At 45.8% G+C, this 286-nt stretch carries 2 tRNA genes; both read right to left on the bottom strand.

What is annotated here, in order from left to right:
• Positions 1-30: 30 nt before the first annotated feature.
• Positions 31-106, bottom strand: a tRNA-Ala gene (locus KA909_RS00495).
• A gap of 15 nt (positions 107-121) precedes the next feature.
• Positions 122-195 (bottom strand) — tRNA-Pro (locus KA909_RS00490).
• Positions 196-286 lie beyond the last annotated feature (91 nt).

Genomic DNA, 286 nt, shown 5'->3' with positions numbered 1-286 from the left:
AGTTTTCAATGTTCATTTAATTATTATAAATGGTGGAGACTAGCGGGATCGAACCGCTGACCTCCTGCGTGCAAAGCAGGCGCTCTCCCAGCTGAGCTAAGCCCCCAAATTATTTAAGAAGTCGGGAAGACAGGATTCGAACCTGCGACCCCTTGGTCCCAAACCAAGTGCTCTACCAAGCTGAGCTACTTCCCGTATGTAATTAAATAATAAATAAAATTTAAATGGCGCGCCCGATAGGAGTCGAACCCATAACCTCTTGATCCGTAGTCAAACGCTCTATCCA

This window comes from Staphylococcus sp. GDX8P54P (assembly GCF_017893165.1).
Lineage (GTDB): Bacteria > Bacillota > Bacilli > Staphylococcales > Staphylococcaceae > Staphylococcus > Staphylococcus borealis.
The sequence above is the reverse complement of the archived record's forward strand: the minus strand, read 5'-3'. Positions and strand labels throughout refer to the sequence as shown.